The organism is Palaeococcus ferrophilus DSM 13482 (assembly GCF_000966265.1).
GTDB lineage: Archaea > Methanobacteriota_B > Thermococci > Thermococcales > Thermococcaceae > Palaeococcus > Palaeococcus ferrophilus.
On sequence record NZ_LANF01000005.1, the window covers coordinates 50,882 to 68,936 of the forward strand.

The 18,055-nt window shown below is 49.7% G+C and carries 18 protein-coding genes and 1 CRISPR repeat array; of the genes, 17 read left to right on the forward strand and 1 reads right to left on the reverse strand.

Annotated elements, in window-relative coordinates:
* Window positions 1-56 precede the first annotated feature (56 nt).
* The 17 genes from PFER_RS01145 to PFER_RS01220 all read left to right on the forward strand — a co-directional run bounded on the left by PFER_RS01145 (window position 57) and on the right by PFER_RS01220 (window position 16,955).
* Window positions 57-848 carry a UbiA prenyltransferase family protein gene (locus PFER_RS01145; RefSeq protein WP_048147952.1) on the forward strand — a complete coding sequence of 264 codons (792 nt, stop codon included), beginning with the start codon at window positions 57-59 and terminating at the stop codon, window positions 846-848.
* Window positions 842-1,765 (forward strand): lysylphosphatidylglycerol synthase transmembrane domain-containing protein, encoded by a 924-nt coding sequence (locus PFER_RS01150; RefSeq protein WP_048147933.1) that lies wholly within the window; start codon window positions 842-844, stop codon window positions 1,763-1,765. The genes PFER_RS01145 and PFER_RS01150 overlap by 7 nt, the downstream gene beginning before the upstream one ends.
* Complete coding sequence (locus tag PFER_RS01155; protein ID WP_048147934.1) at window positions 1,746-2,879, forward strand: glycosyltransferase family 4 protein; 1,134 nt, start codon at window positions 1,746-1,748, stop codon at window positions 2,877-2,879. Before PFER_RS01150 ends, PFER_RS01155 begins: the two co-directional genes overlap by 20 nt.
* 42 nt (window positions 2,880-2,921) lie before the next feature.
* A complete protein-coding gene (locus PFER_RS01160; protein ID WP_048147935.1) occupies window positions 2,922-3,614 on the forward strand; it encodes a hypothetical protein in 693 nt (230 codons plus the stop codon).
* A complete protein-coding gene (locus PFER_RS01165) occupies window positions 3,568-4,320 on the forward strand; it encodes a hypothetical protein (RefSeq protein WP_048147936.1) in 753 nt (250 codons plus the stop codon). The genes PFER_RS01160 and PFER_RS01165 overlap by 47 nt, the downstream gene beginning before the upstream one ends.
* A gap of 71 nt (window positions 4,321-4,391) precedes the next feature.
* Complete coding sequence (locus tag PFER_RS01170; RefSeq protein WP_048147937.1) at window positions 4,392-5,090, forward strand: acetate--CoA ligase family protein; 699 nt, start codon at window positions 4,392-4,394, stop codon at window positions 5,088-5,090.
* 93 nt (window positions 5,091-5,183) lie between these two features.
* A complete protein-coding gene (locus tag PFER_RS01175; protein WP_245612388.1) occupies window positions 5,184-6,431 on the forward strand; it encodes an ATP-binding protein in 1,248 nt (415 codons plus the stop codon).
* Between the two features lie 147 nt (window positions 6,432-6,578).
* A complete protein-coding gene (cas6, locus tag PFER_RS01180) occupies window positions 6,579-7,331 on the forward strand; it encodes a CRISPR-associated endoribonuclease Cas6 (protein ID WP_048147939.1) in 753 nt (250 codons plus the stop codon).
* Window positions 7,312-9,168, forward strand: coding sequence for a hypothetical protein (locus PFER_RS01185; RefSeq protein ID WP_048147940.1), 1,857 nt, complete (start codon window positions 7,312-7,314; stop codon window positions 9,166-9,168). Before cas6 ends, PFER_RS01185 begins: the two co-directional genes overlap by 20 nt.
* On the forward strand, window positions 9,128-9,469 hold the full coding sequence (locus PFER_RS01190; protein WP_048147941.1) for a hypothetical protein: 342 nt from the start codon (window positions 9,128-9,130) through the stop codon (window positions 9,467-9,469). The genes PFER_RS01185 and PFER_RS01190 overlap by 41 nt, the downstream gene beginning before the upstream one ends.
* Window positions 9,469-10,872 (forward strand): type I-B CRISPR-associated protein Cas7/Cst2/DevR, encoded by a 1,404-nt coding sequence (gene cas7i / locus PFER_RS01195; RefSeq protein WP_052696156.1) that lies wholly within the window; start codon window positions 9,469-9,471, stop codon window positions 10,870-10,872. The genes PFER_RS01190 and cas7i overlap by 1 nt, the downstream gene beginning before the upstream one ends.
* A 6-nt stretch (window positions 10,873-10,878) precedes the next feature.
* Entirely contained in the window at window positions 10,879-11,733 is an 855-nt protein-coding gene (gene cas5b, locus PFER_RS11800) for a type I-B CRISPR-associated protein Cas5b (RefSeq protein ID WP_052696157.1), read from the forward strand.
* A complete protein-coding gene (locus PFER_RS01205; protein WP_048147942.1) occupies window positions 11,733-14,552 on the forward strand; it encodes a CRISPR-associated helicase/endonuclease Cas3 in 2,820 nt (939 codons plus the stop codon). Before cas5b ends, PFER_RS01205 begins: the two co-directional genes overlap by 1 nt.
* Before the next feature lie 95 nt (window positions 14,553-14,647).
* Window positions 14,648-15,127, forward strand: coding sequence for a CRISPR-associated protein Cas4 (gene cas4, locus PFER_RS01210; RefSeq protein ID WP_048147955.1), 480 nt, complete (start codon window positions 14,648-14,650; stop codon window positions 15,125-15,127).
* A 9-nt stretch (window positions 15,128-15,136) separates the two neighbouring features.
* The gene (locus PFER_RS12095) at window positions 15,137-15,286 is read left to right on the forward strand and encodes a hypothetical protein (protein ID WP_157254982.1); all 150 of its coding nucleotides are present in this window, start codon (window positions 15,137-15,139) and stop codon (window positions 15,284-15,286) included.
* A 6-nt stretch (window positions 15,287-15,292) separates the two neighbouring features.
* Window positions 15,293-16,273, forward strand: coding sequence for a type I-B CRISPR-associated endonuclease Cas1b (gene cas1b, locus PFER_RS01215; protein WP_048147943.1), 981 nt, complete (start codon window positions 15,293-15,295; stop codon window positions 16,271-16,273).
* Between the two features lie 10 nt (window positions 16,274-16,283).
* Window positions 16,284-16,955, forward strand: a complete 672-nt coding sequence (locus PFER_RS01220) for a CRISPR-associated protein Cas4 (protein ID WP_048147944.1) — start codon at window positions 16,284-16,286, stop codon at window positions 16,953-16,955.
* On the opposite strand, the gene cas2 is transcribed toward PFER_RS01220, so the two are convergent.
* Window positions 16,948-17,205, reverse strand: a complete 258-nt coding sequence (cas2, locus tag PFER_RS01225) for a CRISPR-associated endonuclease Cas2 (RefSeq protein ID WP_048147945.1) — start codon at window positions 17,203-17,205, stop codon at window positions 16,948-16,950. The two genes, PFER_RS01220 and cas2, sit on opposite strands and share 8 nt — an antisense overlap.
* Window positions 17,206-17,721: 516 nt before the next feature.
* Window positions 17,722-18,018: direct repeats of the CRISPR family, unit length 30 nt; unit sequence GTTGCAATAAGACTCTAGGAGAATTGAAAT.
* Window positions 18,019-18,055 lie beyond the last annotated feature (37 nt).

Consider the following 18,055-nt stretch of genomic DNA (forward strand, 5'->3'; position numbering starts at 1 on the left):
CTATTCACCACTCGGTGAAAAGGCTTATAAGGCTTTCCGGGCTACTAGGGCCGGTGATGGCAGTGATATCAGCGATGATAAAAAACACGCGTTTCCTCGATGGCAGAGCCTACATGGCCCTCATCGGATTTGCGCTCCTGCTGAACGTTGAAAACGCCAGCCCAGGAGTAGAGGCGATTGCTTTCGTGGCGGGAGTACTCTACGTGCTCTACGCCTTCTCAATAAACAACTGCTTCGATGTTGATACCGACTCGGTGAACCCCCAAAAGGCGCGCAAAAACCCCGTGGCCAGCGGTGAGCTGAGCTTCAGGGCGGGGGTGGTTTTTTCGCTTGCCCTTATAGTGACGGGCCTCGCGCTCTCCCTCCTGATCAACAGGGCCGCGGCGCTCACCTACGCTACCATGGCCCTGATAGCTACCCTCTACTCCGCCCCGCCGAGGCTCAAAGCGAGGGCAGTACTTGATGTGCTCTCCCACGGCCTCTTCTTCGGTGGACTGCCCTTCCTCTACGGTGCCCTGGTGGACGCTTCACTTACGCGGGAGGAACTCCTAATTGCCGGAGCTATAACCCTCTACTCCTTCGCCCTTGAGCTCAGGAACCACCTTGAGGACTACGAGAGCGACGTGAGGGCGGGCCTCAGGACGACGCCCATAGCCATTGGAAGGGAGCTTTCGGAGGGCCTCGTTGTGACCTTCTCCCTCGGGGCCATAGGAATGCTCCTGTACCTCCAGCACCCCCTGTTCCTCATGGCCGCCCCCCTGCTGGCCGTCCAGAGGGCCTACAGGGCATTTGACGCGGTGGTGGTCTTCCTCCTCCTCATCCACCTTATGCGGGGACTCCTATGGTAAGCTCCAGAACGAAGAGGTTCCTTTCCATAGTCGCCTTCGCAGCCTCCATTGCCTACCTGCTACGCCTCCTCGATATGGGGGAGCTCAGGGAGGCCCTTGGAACGGCGAGATGGCACTACCTGGGGCTGGCCCTTTCGATAGCCTTCCTTACCGTCCTCCTCTCCGCCCTCCGCTGGTACCTTCTCCTCCGCGAGGTGCAGGAGGCGGACTTCACGAAGACCCTCAAGGCCTACCTGAGCGGCTACTACTTCATAGCCATCCTCCCCCCCAGTGTCGGACACGCTGCCAAAGTGAAGCTCGTTGGGGGAGACTATTTCCGCGCGCTGTCTTCCCTCGCCATGAGCGTGGTTGTGGAGCTCGTGCTGGCCCTTTCAGCGGCCCTCATAATCCTTGGTTTAACCAGGGAAGGTATTCTCCTCCTTTTGCTCCTCCTCGCTGCCCTCGTCTATGAGCGCGGCTTTTACACCCTGGCCGATTCCCTCCTGGCCCTCCTCGAGAGGAGCAAGGTTGGAATCTTCACGCGCCTGCGTGATTACCTGGACAGGCTCCACAGGGGATGGAGGAGCGCCAAAGAGAACAAAAGGGCATTCTCCCTCTCCTTCCTCCTCGCGGGAGCCACGTTCCTCATCCAGACGATGGGTATAGTGCTCGTTGGGGCCGCCTTTGGCATGGAGGTATCTCTCCCGGCGGCGCTTAAGGGGCTCCTGCTGAGCATGCTCTTCGCCTCGATAAGCGGCATTCCCTCCGGTTTTGGAGCGAACGAGCTGGGAATCGTTCTGGGAATAGGGGCCTCCACGAAGGCGACGCTCGTAGCTTTCACGTACAAGTTCCTCTTCCAGTACGTATGGGCAATTGTGGGGGCGGTGGTGTTCTACACTTTCGTGGGTGGTGGTTCAAATGAAGGTGGCGCTCGTTAGCGACTGGTACTATCCAAAGGTGGGGGGAGTTGCTTCCCACATGCACGACCTCGCGCTTAAGCTGAGTGAGATGGGACACGAGGTAACCATAGTCACGAACGACAGGGTGACGGGGAAGGAGGAAGAGCTTGGGGCGAAGGGCATAGGCCTACTCAAGGTTCCGGGCGTTGTGAGCCCCATCCTGGAGGTAAACCTTACCTACGGCCTGAAATCAACAAGGGAACTCACCCCCTTCCTCGAGGACTTTGATGTAGTTCACTCCCACCACGCCTTCACCCCGCTCTCCCTGAAGGCGGTAAAAGCGGCGAGAAACCTTGAAAAGGCCTCCCTGCTTACCACGCATTCCATCTCGTTCTCCCACGAATCGCGCCTCTGGAGCGCCCTGGGCCTCACAATTCCCCTCTTCAGCCACTATCTGCGCTATCCTCACAAGATAATAGCCGTCAGCAAGGCATCGAAGGCCTTCGTGAGTCACTTCACGGACACCTCGGTGGAGGTGGTTCCAAATGGCGTTGATGACAAACGCTTCCGCCCGTCGCAGGGTGGGGAGGAGCTCAAGGAAGAGCTCGGCATAGAGGGGAACGTGGTGCTCTACGTTAGCAGGATGAGCTACCGCAAGGGGCCCCACGTGCTCCTCAACGCCTTCGCCGGGATTGAGGACGCCACTTTGGTAATGGCGGGAAGCGGTGAGATGCTCCCCTTCCTCAAGGCGCAGGCGAGGTTCCTAGGCGTTGAGGATCACGTCCGCTTCCTCGGCTACGTTCCGGATGAGATGCTCCCGAGACTCTACGACATGGCCGACGTCTTCGTCCTCCCCTCCACGACGGCCGAGGCCTTTGGCATAGTCGTCCTCGAGGCCATGGCCTCTGGAGTTCCCGTTATCGCGACGGACGTTGGAGGGATACCTGAGATAGTGAGGGAGAGCGAGAGCGGCCTCCTCGTGCCTCCGGGCAACGAGTTGGAGCTCAGGAAGGCTATAGAGCGCCTCCTTAAGAACGAAGAGCTCCGCGAGTTCTACGGGAAAAACGGCCGCAGGACAGTGGAGGAGAGGTATTCGTGGGACGTGGTCGCGCGGCAGGTGGAGGAGAGGTATTTGGAAGTTCTCAGCCGTTAAGTTTTTACACATTTTTTTCCAACTCCCTTCGGGAGCGGAGTTATGGAGCCCGTTGAGGAGATTGAAAAGAGGATAAAGCGACTTGAGGCGGAGATAGAGCTCGCCGAGAGCAGGCTGGAGTTCATGGACAGGGTTGGCGCCTCAAGCCGCTACGCCATCTGGGAACGCAGGGAGGAACCGCTAGATTATTACATGGTCTTCTTTTTCGTAGTCCTCCTCCTGAGCCTCGCGGTCTTCTGGTGGGTGAGGGCGAAGGTGGGGGTGTCCTACGTGTCGCTCCGCCCCTACATCGCGACCGCGGCGGTCCTCGGGATACTCCCTGTTGCCTACTTCATCATGCGGGCCCGGGGGAGGAGGAAGGACGCAAACCCCGTGGAGTACCTCGGGAGGCGGGAGAGCGCTGCCCGAACCGTCCTTAGGGAGTTCTACATCCCCCTGAGGAAGGCCGTGGAGGAGGACGACCGCGAGGGCATAAGGGCACTCGCCGATAAACTCATCACCGATGCGGCCCTCGCGGGGGATTTTGAGCTCCTGAACGAGGGCGATGCCAAACTCACCGCCTACGCGCTCTACCTCTACGCCGTTGGGAGCACGGAACAGGCGGGGGAGATGGTGGAGCTCCTCGAGAGGGCCCCCAACAGGGCCGTAAAATCACTCCTGATAAAAGCCCTTGAGGAGGTGGGAATTCATGAGGTTCCGGGTGAAGAGCAGGGAGACCATGAGGGAGCTGAGTAAGGAGCTCAGCAAGGCGGGGATAATGAACCGCACCGAGGAGAGGCTTGAGAGAGAGGTCCGCTACTGGGTTCTCGTAAGTGGAAAGCTGGAGGAACTTGAAGAACTCGCGGGGGGCGTTCCTGCTGTAGCTGAAGCCCTCGAGGAGTTCGTGGAAGCCTACGAGAGGCTGGAGGTGGGAGAGGTCGTTGGTGGTGAGGATGGAGTGAGTCCCTCACTCGTTGAGACCCTTCACGGGGCTGGGCTCATCGATGGGGAGGGGAAGCTCCTGGAAAAGCCGCCCCTGGGGTCTTTAACGGTAAACCTTCTCCTGCCGGCTGAAGAGTTGGACGAAGAGCTTGAGGGAGCCAGGCTAAGGGCAGCGGTGCGGTTCACGATGGCCCACTACGTTGAGGTGCTCGAGGTTGACGGAGAGCTCGTGGAGAGGGCCCTTGACATAGCAGAGGGATACGTGGACGAGGACGAGCTGGAGGAAGCGACTCTGGTCGGACTCGCGGAATCAGTTCTCGCCGAGACCGTTATGGAGTCTCTAAAGGAGGACAACAGGAAGGACGCGCTCATTGCCCGCGTTATGGAGAGCGTTCCCATCACGCTGGAGGACGAGGACGAACTTAGGGTGGAGATTGACGAAGAGTCGCTCGAGGAGTTCCTCAAACACCTCCAGAGGCTCGGATACCTCAAGGTTAAGGGCAACAAGATATGGTGGTAGGGGACGGAAAGACTTTTAACATTGTAAATGTAGTTTGGAGTGCAATTATGGTAATCGAAGAGGTGAACGGTATGGACAGGATTGCTAAGGCTAGGGAGATAATTGAGAAGGCCAAGGCCGAAAACAGGCCGCTCGTCGAGCCGGAGGCTAAGGAGATACTCAAGCTCTACGGCGTCCCGGTTCCGGACTTCAAGGTCGCCACCAACGAGGAGGAGGCCGTTCAGTTCGCTCGCGAAATCGGCTACCCCGTCGTTATGAAGATCGTTTCTCCGCAGATCATCCACAAGAGCGACGCTGGAGGAGTCAAGGTCAACATCAAGAGCGACGAGGAGGCCAGGCAGGCCTTCAGGACCATCATGGAGAACGCGAGGAACTACAAGCCGGACGCCGACCTCTGGGGCGTCATCGTTTACCGCATGCTCCCGCTCGGCAAAGAAGTTATAGTCGGTATGATTCGCGACCCGCAGTTCGGCCCGGCCATCATGTTCGGTCTCGGTGGTATCTTCGTCGAGATACTCAAGGACGTGTCATTCAGGGTCGCCCCGATAAGCAAGGACGAGGCCCTCGACATGATAAAGGAGATCAAGGCCTACCCGATTTTAGCGGGAGCGCGCGGTGAGAAGCCCGTTAACATCGAGGCCCTCGCCGAGATAATCACCAAGGTCGGCGAGCTCGCCCTTGAGCTTCCGGAGATCAAGGAGCTCGACATCAACCCGATCTTCGCCTACGAGGACAGCGCGGTTGCCGTCGACGCTAGGATGCTTCTCTGAATCTTTGCTTCCTTTTCTCCCACTTGTTATTCTGTTTTCCCTCACCCTCTCCTTCCGCAAATCTTTTAATCTATAACCGCCATTATTATAACGGTGATTATAGTAATGGCCATTATAAAGAGGAGAGAACTTGAGGAAGCCCTCAGGGCGAGATGGCTCCTCCTTTACGGACGAAGAAAAACAGGAAAGACCTTCTATGTGAGGGAGATGGGAGAATACTCCGGCTACTTCGTTGTGACGAGGGGAAAAAGCGTTGTAAACGTTGATACTGGAGAAGAACTCCCCGAAAGGGAGTTCATCAGGCTTCTCCCCTACCTCCTCCAGGGAAGCCGGGTGGTGATAGATGAGTTTCACCGGCTCGATGAGCCATTTTTTTCCCTCCTCCAGGGACTTTCCGGGAGGGGTGAGCTGACACTCATAACATCCACGAGGCATTACTTCAAGCGCCTGATAGGCTCTGGGAGTCCGTTGCTCGGCCTCTTTCACCTCCAGGAAGTTGGGCTCGTTGACCCAAGGGATGCAATAATCTACGTCCACGGGCTGGGCTATAAAGGGAAGACCCTTATGGAGCTCTCTTGTCTCCTCCAGGAGCCCTGGCTGGCCCCCTATGTAGAAACCTTTGGAAAGAATGCCCCCGGAAAGATTGGATACGTTCTCAGAGACTACGTTCCGAGTCTCGTTGGGGAGATATTTAATGAGGAGGAGCGGGAGCTGAGCAGGCGCTATTTTGCTATACTTGAGGCGGTGGCAGACGGAAAAAGAACCTCCGGAGAGATCGCCTCGGAGCTCTTCTCCCGGGGCCTTGTGGAAAAGAATTCTCCGGGGAGTGTGAGCCCCTACCTCGAAACCCTTGTTGGAATGGGGATTTTGGAGAGGGTTCCCTTCAAGGGCGGCAGGGGCAGAGGCTACCACTACAGACACCTATCCCCTGTGATGGACTTCGCATTCTACCTCAACTCAAAATACGGCTTTTTTGAAACTGGACTGCCGGAAAAAAGAATTGCTTCGCTACTTGAGGAGAGGCTGCCGAGATACATGGAGGGCTTTTTTGAGACGCTTCTGGCGAGGGAGCACGGTCTTCAACCAGTGAGAATAGAGCTCCCTGAACTTGAAGTGGATGTAGCCCTCAGGAGGCATAAGAAGCTCCATCTGGCTGCAGAGATCAAGTGGAAGGAAAAGATCACCAAAAAGGACATAAAGAACGCAGAGGATAAACTGAGCCGCCTCAATGCTCCCAAAAAGCTTCTAATAGTCCCAGACAAGTCGAAGATCCCCCAGGAGCCTGAGGGAGTTCATGTCGTTGACTGGAGGGATTTTCTAAAGCTCTCTGAGCGTGAATGACCTCCTGTTGACATCATTTGAACTGTATGGAGGGGCCACAATATCACTACCCATGTTCCCGTTTGCACTTCGAAGGGGAGAAAAGTTTAATAAGGATTTTTGAGTATTAGCTTTGATTGTTACCTATGTACGCATGGAGGTGCCGAGTTGAGATTCCTAATAAGACTCCACCCGGAGAATGAACCCTTCCGGATACCCTTCAACCACCAGCACTACCTTCAGGGATTGATATACCGCCGCATTCAACGCGTTAACCCAGATCTGAGCCTGAGGCTTCATCGCCCAAAGGTTCCAAAGCTCTTCACCTACTCGCTCTTCATGGCGGAGAGGAGAAAGCTTGCCGAAAATAAGAGCTCCCTGCTCGGCTACGGAAAGGGCTTTTTCTACTTCTCCACCGCCGTTCCCGAGATCGCGGAAGCTTTCATCGGAGGGCTCCTTCAGAACCCGGAGGTCGAGCTGTGGGGGGAGAGGTTCACCGTTGAAGAGGTCAGGGCTCTGGCCGAGCCCGAGAGGCTGAGCGGGAGGAAGTTCGTGACGCTGTCTCCTATTGTGGTTAGAACTATGAAAAAAACTCCCTGGGGCACATTAACACATCACTATTTGTCCCCTAATGAGCCAAAGTTCTACATGAATCTAAAGAAGAACTTAATGCGGAAGTTTTTCCAGCTCACTAATAGAGAGCCTCCTGAAGACTTCAGAATAGAAATCCTTCAAAGTAAACCGAAGAAGTTCACTATAAAGACTATAGGAGCAAAAAAGTCCGAGGTAATCGGATATCATCTAGTGTTTAGGGCCTTCGGAAGTGAAGACTTACTCAGAATTGGGTATCAGGCGGGCTTTGGGATTAACAACTCTATTGGCTTTGGGATGGTGAAGGTTGATGGGCGGAGAGGAACTTAGGTTCACAGGCAACTGGTTCATTGATGCTGGAATTTTAGGCTTTGTTAATTTGATGGAGGAAGTTTACGGATGGGACTTGGAAAAGCTTCAGGAGAGGGTCAAAGAAGAACCGGAGAAGGTTCATTACGGGTATTTTCCGCTGGCGTATTTTTACAGCTTATCTGTTAAAAGTGATGAGAATCGGAACACCTTATTGGAAGCCATAAAAGAGATTGAAGGGTTTGAAGGAGATAAGCACAAGTTACTTGAATTGGTCTGGTGGAAATACATAACGCGATTGTTCAAGGACGAGTGGATAAAGAAGAAGCTAGGAATTATGCATGCTAAGAAAACTGAGGATAGGAGATATAATGAGCTAATCCAAAAAAGAGAATATTATTTATCACAAATAGCGTGTAGTGATAAGTGCGAAGGTAAATTAAATTCTTTATTAAGATTGAGAGAATCCTCATGTAGAAATGGTAAGCATAATTTAAAGCTCAAGCACATAGAGATTCTGAAGGATATTCCCCTAGAGAACTTACCTGAAGAGTGTAGAAAATACCTTAGTGAAGCTATTAAGATTCATAGGGAGCTAGAGAGTTATCTCATCCCACAGTGGAGTTCCCTAACGAACATCCTAGAAAAAGACGCCAAAAATATGTTAAAAGACAGATCCAGATATTTTAGACTTCCAGTTGATAATACTTTTTTCAAAAATTTTATGTTCTTCAACAACAGCAAGGGTATATTAGAGCAACTTGCAGATTTAACACACCTAATAGATGGAGATACAGAATACAGCAGATACCTGCAGAAAATAGACAGAACGTTAAATAAGTTTCTCCCATCTGACAATGAGTTCCCAAATATTGCATACACTCCACTTAGAATTAAATCCCTCACAAGAAACACGCCCTATCTTTTTGTGTATCTACTTAGTTTCCTCAGCGCATTTACGAGAGTGCGGGGGGTAGGACGAGTATTCTTTTATGGGAGCACTCTAGAATTCACGTACACTGTGAACAAGCGCTTGAAATTGTTGATATCTCAAATTAATGATAGAAAATCCCTGTTTAAGATTACTTGGCAAGCTGTGATAGATAGTATAACAGAAAGCAGTGCTAAGTGGAGTTTAGAAAACATGTATTTAATCCAGTACTCTCGTATGAATCCCCAAACACAGTCATTAGTTAGTGTTGAATACATCGGCATACCCAAGTTCCATGCTTCTATAATCCTGGACGATGGTATCCGAGAGGCCATTAATACCTCTCTAAAAGTTGATCCTAAGAATCCAATATTAAATGCAAAAAACGAGAATGTGTGGGTTCTTGAATTCTTTATTAATCAGAAACCCCTATATCCCCTTGTAATGGCCTATGTATGGAGTGCCTTAAAAGGCAAAAATTATGTTAAATGGAAGACCACCCTCTATGCTCTCGCCATAGATGCAAAACTCAAAGCTAACAGCACGGAAACTAGCGTGTTCAGGAAATCTTTCCTAGAACGGCCAAAAGAGGCTGTTGCAGAGATAAAAGAGTATTACAAAGACATGATGAATGCTACTTGGAATATTGGCAAAATCTCCGGAAGTATCAACGGGAAGAACATAGTGTATCCACTCTTCTCAGCCGTCAGGAAGCATAACAGAAATGCCTTCGTGAATATTCTGCTTAGAGCACTCTTGCAAGCGGGAGACAAAAATGCTGTCTCACGCATTAACAGCTATATCTTCCGACACATCCTCAACAATGATACTTCCTGGGGGAATTTTGCTCTAGCCCTTGTTATTGGCCTTGCTGGGGGAGGTGCTGATGTCGGTTCAACCGGAGAATCTGAAGAAGGAGAAAGTTAGGAAATTAAGCCTCTCTGAGCTTAGGAGACTTAGGGAGCTAAGCTCCAAAACCCTTGGAAAAGCTGGCTCAGAGAACTATAGACAGAAGCTCGTATTTGACCTCCTCAATGCAGTGAGATCAAAGGACAAGGACAGGTTCCTTTGGGTTCTCCTAAGAGCACTCAATTCACAAGTCAAGGACAATCCCGAGGCTAAAAGGCTTGCTGGTCTGCTGGGCGAAGTTTTTCTTTCTTCGGGGGAGGACTTTGAGAAGGTTGCCTACTCTATCATACTCGGAATAATGGCTGGAGGTGAAAGCTGATGGGAAGGTTTTTGGTTATGGATGTGGTATTTTATGGGAGCTCTCTCAACTACGACCAGGGAAGCGGAAACTACCAAGAGCTCAAGAAGATAACCCGCTGGGACGGGAGACAGTACACATTGGTGAGCAAATACGCCCTTAGATACAGTATGCTCAATGACAGCGGAATCTTTGGGGAAAACGAGATTGCACCGGGGAATGTTTTCATAAAAGACACGGGCGAGAAAAGTAAGGGAGATGTTTTCAACCCCAAGCCCGACGTCCTGTTCAGCGGGGAGATACTCAAGTATCCTGAGTTCGACCTCTTCGGGTACCTCGTTACAAAGTCAGAGCCAACTCAGTCGAGAACTGCCCCAGTCAGGATAAGCCACGCAGTTTCGATGACACCGTTTTACTATGACTCCCACTTCAACGGGAACCACTGGATAGCCCAGAGGGCCCTAAGAGCTGGTCTCACTACGAAGCTTGAGCCAAACTTATTCACGGTTGAGGAGCATTATTCCTATTACATTTACACCATCGTCGTTGACGTTGATAACGTGGGAAGGTTCTCAGTGTTTACGACGAAAATAGACGACGTTAAGACGGTCCTTGATAACCTAACGGCCGAGGGCGAAAATGCAAAGAAGGTTGGAGAGTACAGAACTCTCCTTGAAAGCAACAATAAAGGAAAGAAGAAGGGGAAGAAAGAAAGTGCTCCAGCTAATTCGCTAACTCTTAGCTCTAAGGAGGGGAAGCTGGGAATAGCGGAGGTTAAGCTAGAGAAACTCAGGATACTCCCAATAGTTGACCCAACAGGCAACAATAAAGAAGTTAAGCTCTATGAGATTCAGTTTGACCTCAGTGAAGAAGCAAGAAAAGAGAGGATTCTCAAGCTTGTCAGAGCCGTTCTAAACCTCAAGAGGAATATTAAGGGGCGTCTGGAGGATCTTTCTCCAAAGCTTCTCATCCTTGGAATCTACAAGAACGAGCTCTATGACACATTTAAAGATAGAATTCAGCTCCTCGGGGAATTCGAGGAGGAAGAATATATTGAAGTTGAGGAGAAGGATGGAAAGACAACCAAGAGAGTCAAGAGAATTACAGCGGGCGAGAACGGCACGGAAGAATACATTGAGGAAATTGTTGAATCCAATTCGGAAGTCTCAAACGAGAAAAGTGTCCGCGTCAGAAGGAAGAGAAGCGTTTCAAGAAAAAGGACTGCAGTTTTCGAAATCAACGGGACGAACGGAAACATCAAGAAAGTGGAATCCAAGGAAGACATCGCGTGTTATATCGAAAAATTGCTGTTCACTGCAAGCAAAGATTGTGAGAAAGATAATGAAAACAGGGGGGATAACGATAGTACCATACCCAAGATTCTAATCTTCAGAGACCCCAGCATAGAAGTAAGACTCAAGTGATGCATTATGAGAGAGAAAACATTGTTCATAGAACTCTTTCAGCCCTTCGCTCAGTACCGCAATCCATTTACCTTTTACTATGGCCAAACTTACCCATTACCACCGAAGTCAACGATAATCGGGATGCTCCAGAACGCGCTCAACGACTGGTATGGTCAGGGAGAGAGGGTAAAGAAATGGTGGTCGCTGAAGGTCAGCATTCACGGTGGTTTCGAGAGCATCTTCTGGAACTATCAACAGTTAATAAAAGGCACGAAGACAGGCATTTCCCTAGTCCGCTTTAGAGGGCGGCCAACATTATGGAACCAAGACCGTCCGCTTTACGGATTTCCCCTCACTTCCCAAAGAAGCCCAGTCATCCAACAAGAATTATTCAACGGATGGCTTTACATCCTGATCAAGGGGGAGGAAGGCTTCCTCAACAAGATCAAAGATGCCTTAGAGAAGCCAGGGAAGGTTCTCTCTCTCGGCAGGAGCGAGGATGTAGTCTTTATAAGGAAAACTCGCTTCGTTCGGGAAGGAGAGATAAAACATAGCAATGCTAGAGAAATCGGCATTATATATCCCACCTACGTCTATGTCAAAGATCCAGAAAAAATACTGGCAAGACAGGAGTATCCAGTCTACTACATTCCAGTTAGGGTTATCTTCAGGAACAATGGAAAACCTGTCAGACGCAAAGCGGAGATAAATGAGAAAACCTTCAGGGACGTTGAGTTTAGGCCCGTAATCCATGTTGGTCCTTGGAAATATCTAGAGCTCGAGAAAAAGGTTCCCTTTGAAGAGTACAGATTGAATGACATGATTTTAAGAATTCCCGCTGGAGAGGAACATAAAGAGGGAGTTAGTGGGTGGTTGTGATGCCTCAGATGACGCTTGACAGGTATCAATTAAAACGCACTGAAGAGAAGTCTGCCCCAGAAACCGTTGATAATAAGCTCGTGGAAACTTTAAGAAAAATCCTCGCAAAGGGCAAGTCCAATGACATCCTCCATAATGAGGGATTTCCCCCCCATACGCTAGTTGGTCACGTTATACTAGCTCTAACTCGGTGTGTTGAGCTTGAGAGGTTCATTTCAAGCCTTGGAAGCATCAAATACCCTTCCCTTGCGAATCCAACAACCAGATACGCCTTCTTCAAAAACCTCGCGAAGGCCATAATAATTCATGATCTCGGAAAAATAAGTCTTGACTTCCAGAAGAAGCTCTACGCTCAAGAAAAAATCCCCAGTGAACCTTGGGAACTCCTCAGGGAAAGCAGAGATGTTAAGACCTACGGGGCGCACGAGCTGTTTTCTCTTCTCTGGAGCTTCGCCCTTCTGGGAGACAACAAAGAAGATGCAATGATTAGAACCACCGTGCTCCTCCACCACTACAATGAGTTCTTTTCTCAGGAAGAGCCGAAGATAACCAAGTTAATAGAGGGCGATAACTCTAGCGAGCTGAGATACCTTGAATTTCTAACATCCAACAGCAACCAACTTGAACCCCTTCTCATAGCTTATCTTGACGTGATAAAATGTGAACTTGGCAAGGTTGATTTTATAGCGGAAGCCGTTGATGAGCTCAAGAGTAGCCTGGACTTCTCAAGGCTTGAGAAACTTAAAGAACGTATGAAAATCTTTGGAAACGATCCCTCCAAGGAGTTTCCCATCTACAATCCGAGAGATCAAGAAGAGCAGAAAACATATGTGGACTTTCTTGTTTTCCTTGGAATGCTCAGGAGATGTGATTATTCTTCCAGTGGAAACTTTCCCATTGAGAAGATGGTGAATTTGGAAGAGGTTTTCAATGATCTCGATATAAAAATAGTGGAAACGATAGAGGAGAAACTAAAACAAGTTGGAACTACATTCAAAGGGCTATGGCAAAAGGACCTTCTGAAGAAACATGACTCGGATTACCTTGCAGTTATAGCACCAACAGGCTCGGGTAAAACAGAGCTGGCAGTTTTGTGGGCTAAAAATAAAGGTAAACTTATCTACACACTGCCATTGAGAGTTGCACTAAACGACCTTTATAGGCGCCTTTCCAAGGAATACTTCGATGACGAACACGTTGGTTTACTACACTCCACTGCCTTCATGGAGTACGTTGAGAACGCTCTATTGAGTACTGGAGTTGATGTAGATGAGAAAGTCAACTCCGCCAGTCTACTGGCAATGCCGGTGATGCTCTCAACCCCTGACCAGGTCTTCTTAACTGGCTTGAAATACTATGGTTCCGACAAAGTTGTCTCGGTTTACCCTGAGTCAGCAATAGTAGTCGATGAAGTTCAGGCATACACTCCTGAGATGGTGGCAGTCTTCCTAAAAACGCTTAAACTGATAAAAGACGCTGGAGGAAAGATTCTTATTATCACTGCCACTCTACCACCCAACATAAAGTGGTGCATTAGTGGTTTTAGCAAAGATGAGGCCAATAAACTTGGAGTCAATTTGGAAGAACTTCCGAACCCCCTATTTAACTTTAAGGTAGTGGACGTTGCAGAGGAGTTCAAAGGGAGAGAACAGGACGTAAAGAACTTAGCCATTAAGCGTCACAGAATAGAAACCATAGACGAGGCAATGTTCACATACGTTAAAGGAGAGACTGGAAAGTTAGTTCTTCAGCTGACAGAGAAGGCCTTAGAAGAGATAGTCAAGCGCTTGGAGGAATTTGAGAGCAAAGATCTCAAAACAGTTATGATCGTTGTGAATAACGTCAGAAAGGCAATTGTCCTCTATAAATTACTAAACCAGACTTCTGAAAAATGGGAAATGCACCTTCTCCACTCAAGGTTACCAGAAAAGAGAAAACAGGAGACCATAAGCAGGATACAGGACGTTCTCAGAAAATACAGGAAGCTTGGGGTTATAGAGAAGCCCCTTCTTCTGATAACCACCCAGGTTGTTGAAGCCTCTGTTGATGTTGACTTTGACGCGATGATAACCGAGATCTCACCAATTGACAGCCAAGTTCAGAGATGGGGGAGGATTTACAGAAATAGGGAACAAGACTATCCCTCTCTAATCCCAAACGTTGTCGTGTTCCTTGGCGTTGATAATGGTACCAACAATGTATATGGAGGTAAACTTGGAAAGGATGTTCTTGAAAGGACAGCTGAAGTGCTTAGAAATGAACTCAATGGAAAACTTGTGGGGTATCCAGAGGAAAGAAGAGCGATTGAAGAGGTTTATGAGGGAGAAATACTAAAGGAGTACATAAAGCTGATCTATGAGATTTATGATAAGCTCGACTATTTCACACTCGAAAAGAAGAGCGAAGCGCAGAGAGTTTTCCGCCAGCTCGGTGGGATGTACTTTGTTGTGCCAGCACTCATGAGGGAGGAATTTGGCGGTAATGAAATTGTAAAGGGATTCAGAAAACTTCTAAATGGAGACAAAAACTTCAAGCTTTCCTGGGAAGAAATTGTTCGGGAAGTCTATCAGGTTAGGGGGGAACTGAGCAGAAAGGAGCTTAACAACAAGAAATGGGAGCTCAAGAAAATCCTGCAGGAATATTCAGTTAACGTCCCCATCTGGTTTGTCTTGGAAGATTCAAACCTTCAAAGCGCACTTCACCGGACATTTAAGGGATATCCAATTGTGACATGGGATGAAAAGAAAGCTATGGATCTCTGGGAATACGGTGTTGATGAAGTAGTTAAAAGGGACTTAGATGAGGTGGATATTTGGTGAATTACGTGTCTACGTGTAGCAGCAATAACTGTAGCAAAAGCCATCCTAAAAACCGAACTAATGGAACGAATGAGTATCCACTCAACGAGCTCCTCATCGGCGGCACCGAAATCAACTACCTCTTCATATGCCCGACGAAGCTCTGGTACTTCTCTAAGGGCATCACCATGGAGCAGGAGAGTGAGTGGGTTGACCTCGGGAGGTTCCTCCACGAGCGGAGGTATGGGAACGAGGAAAAGGAAGTCCAGATCGGCAGTATAAAGATAGACTTCATCAGGAAAAAGGACTATATAGAAGTCCACGAGGTCAAGCTCGGCAAGAGCATGGAGAAGGCCCACGAGATGCAGGCGCTTTACTACCTTTACTACCTCAAGAGGCTGGGCATCGAAGCCAAAGCAGTTCTCCACTATCCAAAGCTCAACGAGACGAAGGTGATAACCCTCGATGGCAGGGAGGAAGAAGTAGAGGGGGCAATTTGGGAAGTTCAGCGGATAAAATCACTCCTGGCTCCACCCGAACCGGTAAAATCAAAGAAGTGCAGAAAGTGCGCCTACTACGAGCTGTGCTGGGTTTGAGGTGGTCGTATGGTTAGAAAGAAGCTAAAGCTCGGAGAGAAACTCACTCCTGAGGACATTGAGAGAACGATAGAGGCGGCCATGGATGAAAGCATAAGGGACCTCGTGTCACTACAAGAAGAACTCAGAGAGAAGTCAAAACACAAACAAAAGAGGTGAAGCACAGTGAGAAAGCGCTCCCTCACCCTCTTTTCCGACGGAAATCTCTTTCGACGGGAGAACACTCTCTACTTCGAGAACGTACAGGGAAGAAAGCCCCTCGCCGTTGAGGGCATCTACGACATCTACATCTACGGCCACGTCAACATAAGCTCACAGGCCCTCCATTTTCTGGCGCAGAAGGGAATAACCGTCCACTTCTTCAACCACTACGGCCACTACGATGGCAGCTTTTACCCGAGGGAGAAGCTCCATTCCGGAAACCTGGTCGTGGCACAGGCCGAGCACTACCTCGACCGGGAAAAGCGCCTTACTCTGGCGAAGCTCTTCGTGAGGGGAAGCGCCCTCAACATGGAGAAGAACCTGAAGCGCTGGAAGGTCGCCGATGGGTTTTCCGAACTCCTTGATGAACTCTTCGGAGAGCTTGAGAGCGCGGGGAAGATAACCGACGTCATGAACGTCGAGGCGAGGATAAGGCAGGAGTACTACACCCGCTGGGACAACGTCCTGCCTGAAGGCTTTAAGATCGTGAAAAGGACGAGAAGACCACCGGGAAACGAGATGAACGCCCTGATAAGCTTCCTCAACTCTCGCCTTTACGCCACAATCGTGAGCGAGCTCTATAACACCCAGCTGGTTCCAACGGTGAGCCACCTCCACGAGCCGGGCGAGAGGCGCTTCTCTTTAGCGCTCGATTTGAGTGAAATCTTCAAGCCAGTAATAGTAGATCGCATAGCGACGCGTCTCGTGAAGCAGGGAGCAATAAAGAGGGAGCACTTCAGGGGCGAGCTGAACGGTGTTCTGCTCACGAAGGAAGGCATGAGAACTGTCCTTGAGCACTACAACAGGGAGCTGGGCAGAAGCGTGAGGCATCCCGGGCTGAAGAAGAATGTCACGAAGCAGCGGCTGATAAGACTTGAGGCGTACAAGCTCATGAGGCACGTCCTCGGGATCAATGAATACGAGCCGCTGGTGGCTTGGTTCTGAGGTGATGTAAATGAAAAACCCTGACAAAATCGAAACTTTCAACAGAGAGATACGGAACAAAATAGCGGGGAGGAGGTCTCCGCGGAGGATATGGGTCACTTCCCTGAGCTTCTGCCTCCGGAGGGCGGCCCTCTCGACGTACCTTGAGACGTTCAAGTACGAGCGCACCGGAGAGATGCTCCTCGGGACTCTGCTCCACAGGTGGGTGCAGGATAACGTTGATCTGGAGGATATAGAGTTTGAGGTACCTCTGGAGTACAGAATCTCCGATGGATGGGTTCTCGTGGGGAGGGCGGACGCAATACTCGGGGACAGAATACTCGAGTTTAAGCTTAAGGGCTTCAACCAGGAGAACGGGCCGGGGAGCCTTGCGGATATGGAAGAACCATCGAAAATATGGAAGGAGCAGCTCAACGCCTACCTTAACATGGCCGGCCTGGAGGAGGGGTACATATACGTCTTCGACAGGGACGGCCTCGACTTCAGGCACTTCAGAGTGAAGAGAGACCGAGAGGCGTTTAATAAAATGATAGGGCGCGCAAAGATCGTCATAAAGGGCGTGAAGGAGCTTGAGCAGGGGAAGTTTCCCAAAGGGATAACTCCCAGGTACCCATGGGAATGTAAGTCATGTCTGTTTAAGCCCATATGTCGTGCTGTGGAAGACCATGAGGGGTCTAAATGATGTCCTCCATAGGATTCTTTTCCACTCCAATTATCTCCCTATTCGGCCCTGAGCGGAGTTTGTAGATGACGACCGAATCCTCATCCTCCTGAATAAGCTCCCTTATCCCCGACCTTATGCGCTCGAATTCCGCCCTCGTTACTTCACCCTCAAAGACGCTGTTCTGGACCCAGTGAAGGTGCTGACGCAGAAACTTCTTGATCTTATTCACGCGCTCAACCGAGACATCGTAGACCACTATGATGTACATGCAACCACCATAACCACTACGCGCCGAGTGTTTTATATTTTTGGGGGCACACATTTAAATCCCCCTGTTGCCAAAATGAGGGTTTGCCAACAAATTAATTTGAAAGGATATCTGCTGATCCGCCTTTGGAAGTCTTTAGTAACTTGTTGTTATTATCACTCAAAAAGTTATACGTTTCCGGGAATTTTGTAACGAAATTTTTCCGGAGTTTTGAAAGGCGGCCTGTCAAAACCTCTTGAGTATCCGTTCCTCATGCAAATTGGATATTCTCGAGTGAAAAGGTGAGAGAAGGTATTAATTCGGATTTACGGTTCTCAAAACGCTCGGGAAGTCTCATGAACATGGTTGGGCATATTCTCAACGGGGGAATGAGAGTAGGGTTCTGCCTAAGGGCTCCGTTTACAATCCTCGAATTGGGGGCTTCTGCGGGCTCTTTAAAGTACCCTTTGCGGAAAAGCTTATAAGATTCAAGTGCTCTTATCAGTTTAAAGGGCAAAAGAAGGAAAAATTCGCCCTGTTGCAATAAGACTCTAGGAGAATTGAAATAAACCGCACGCTCCGGGTCATTCATCGCCTCTTTTATGTTGCAATAAGACTCTAGGAGAATTGAAATCGACGTGGAGGTGTATATGCGGGGGCCGGACGGGGAGTTGCAATAAGACTCTAGGAGAATTGAAATCCGTTAGATGGCCTTATTCTGTGGTTCCACCCCGACGTTGCAATAAGACTCTAGGAGAATTGAAATAACTCGACAAAAGGCGCATACTCGACGTTAGTGCCCACGTTGCAATAAGACTCTAGGAGAATTGAAATTAAGGAGGGGCATAACGATGAGGGCGGACGGTGGGCA